General features: G+C 72.3%; 2 protein-coding genes. Both read right to left on the reverse strand.

Annotated elements, in window-relative coordinates; genetic code table 11:
* Positions 1–137 precede the first annotated feature (137 nt).
* Positions 138–1,049 (reverse strand): ABC transporter permease, encoded by a 912-nt coding sequence (locus tag LCE31_RS38990; RefSeq protein ID WP_225022981.1) that lies wholly within the window; start codon positions 1,047–1,049, stop codon positions 138–140.
* Positions 1,046–2,104, reverse strand: coding sequence for an ATP-binding cassette domain-containing protein (locus LCE31_RS38995; RefSeq protein WP_225022982.1), 1,059 nt, complete (start codon positions 2,102–2,104; stop codon positions 1,046–1,048). Before LCE31_RS38995 ends, LCE31_RS38990 begins: the two co-directional genes overlap by 4 nt.
* Between the last annotated feature and the right edge of the window lie 218 nt (positions 2,105–2,322).

Consider the following 2,322-nt stretch of genomic DNA (forward strand, 5'->3'; position numbering starts at 1 on the left):
CCGCGTGCCGCGCCCCCCGACGCGGCCCACGGCGGGCACCTGTTCCCCCTGGCCGGTACGCCTGGCAGGGCGTACCACTCGGCCGGGTCTTGTCCCGGAACCTTTCCCGGTCGGGTCTTGTCCCGGAGCCTTTCCGGTCAGGTCTTGTTCCGGAACTTGCGGACCGCCAGCGGGGCCATCACCAGTGTGAGCGCCGCCGCCCAGGCCAGCGTCATCAGCGCCGAATGGGCCACCGGGCCGCCGTCGATGAGGCCGCGGGCGGCGTCCGCGAGGTTCGACAGCGGGTTGTAGTCCGTGAAGCCCTGGAGCCAGCCCGGCATGGTCTTCGTCGGGGCGAAGATCGAGGACCCGAACTGCAACGGCATCAGTACGATCATCGCCAGTCCTTGCACGGCCTGGGCCGTCTTCATGGTCAGTCCCAGCAGGATGAAGATCCACATCAGGGCCGCGCCGAACAGCAGCGAGAGCCCCACCGCCGCCAGCAGGCCGAGGACCGAGGTCCCCACCGTCATGCCGAGGGCGAACCCCATGCCCAGCAGGATCGCCGTGGCGACCACCATCCGGCCGATCTCCACCACGATCTTCGCGATCAGCACCGAGGAGCGGGCGATCGGCATCGTACGGAACCGGTCCATGACCCCCTTGCGGAAGTCGTCGTTCACGCCGGTGCCCACGGCCATGGCGATGTTCATGCCCATCATGGCCATCAGGCCGGGCACGATGTAGTTCAGGTAGTCGTGCCGGCTGCCGCCGAGGCTCGCCCCGATCGAGCCGCCGAACACGTACACGAACAGCACGGTGAAGACGATCGGCATCAGGAGGACGTCGAACATCGACTCCGGGTCCTGCCGGATCTGCAGCACGTTGCGGCGCACCAGTGCGCCGATGTGCCGCAGATTCGCCCGCAGGCCGATCCGGCCGTCGTCCGCGGCCTGCTCCGAGGCGCGCCGTGAGGCGGCGGCCGGACGGCCCGTGGGGCCGTCGGGGCCGGACGGCCGTGCGCCGTCCGTCGCGCGCCGCGTCCGCGCGCTCGTGGATGTCGTACTCATACGGCGACCCCCTGGGTCTCGGTCTCGTTCTCGGCCCCCGCGCCGCCCGTGGCCGGTGCGCCGCTCGTCGTCTTCTGGCCCGTGATGGCCAGGAACACCTCGTCCAGGCTCGGCAGGTGCGTACCGATGTGCGCGATCGAGAAGCCGCGTCCGCCGAGGACCCCGATCACCGCCGTCAGCTGGTCGTCGCTGAGGATCGGGACGTACAGCACGCCCTCGTCGGGCGCCGCCGTCGCGCCCGCCACCCCGTCGAGGCCCGCGTCACCGAGCGCCGCGGCCATCTGCGGCAGCACCGCGGGGTCGGTCGGGGTGATCTTCAGAGTCCGGCCGCCGACCTTCGCCTTCAGGTCGTCCACCCGGCCGCCTGCGATGACCCGGCCCCGGTCGAAGACCGTGAGCTCGTCCGCGAGCTGTTCGGCCTCCTCCATGTACTGCGTGGTCAGCAGCACGGTCGCCCCCTCGCCGACCAGCCGCTGCACCTCGTCCCACACCTCGTTGCGGGTGCGCGGGTCGAGGCCCGTCGTCGGCTCGTCCAGGTACAGGACGGACGGCCTGCCGATCATGGAGGCGGCCAGGTCGAGCCTGCGCCGCATGCCGCCCGAGTACTGGAGGGCCGGCTTCCGCGCGGCGTCCGTCAGGGAGAACCGCTCCAGCAGCTCGTCCGCGCGGCGGCGCGCCTCCTGCCGGGACAGGTCCAGCAGCCGCCCGATCATGTAGAGGTTCTCCCGGCCGGACAGCTTCTCGTCGACCGAGGCGTACTGGCCGGTCAGGCCGATGGTGCGGCGCAGCTCCCTGGGCTGCCGCAGGACGTCGTACCCGGCGACGGTCGCCGAGCCCGCGTCCGGCTTGAGCAGCGTGGACAGGATGCGTACGAGTGTGGTCTTGCCTGCGCCGTTCGGTCCGAGTACGCCGAGGACGGTGCCCTCGCGCACGTCGAGGTCGACCCCGTCCAGGGCCTTCGTGCCCTGGGGGCCGCCGAACTGCTTGACGAGCCCCCGCACCTCGACGGCGATGCCCCTGCGGTGTCCGCTCGGGTCCTTGTCGATTCGCGTCATGCCCTCATGGGACCAGCCGCCACCGACAGCGCACCGACAGACCACCGACAGGACGGCCCGATCCGGCGGCTCCACCGACATATCGCCGACAGCTCGCCGATGTATGGCGATGTGTGGCTGTCCGCCTGCGCGGCCGGACGCGCGGCGGGGGGGGGGGGGGGGGGGGGGGGGGGGGGGGGGGGGGGGGGGGGGGGGGGGGGGGGGGGGGGGGGGGGGGG

It is taken from the genome of Streptomyces sp. 8L, assembly GCF_020176795.1.
Classification (GTDB): Bacteria; Actinomycetota; Actinomycetes; order Streptomycetales; family Streptomycetaceae; genus Streptomyces.

What these genes read in the sequence shown, in the direction of transcription:
- LCE31_RS38990 (WP_225022981.1), bottom strand. Translation starts at nt 1,049, where the DNA reads ATGAGTACGACATCCACGAGCGCGCGGACGCGGCGCGCGACGGACGGC.
- LCE31_RS38995 (WP_225022982.1), bottom strand. Translation starts at nt 2,104, where the DNA reads ATGACGCGAATCGACAAGGACCCGAGCGGACACCGCAGGGGCATCGCC.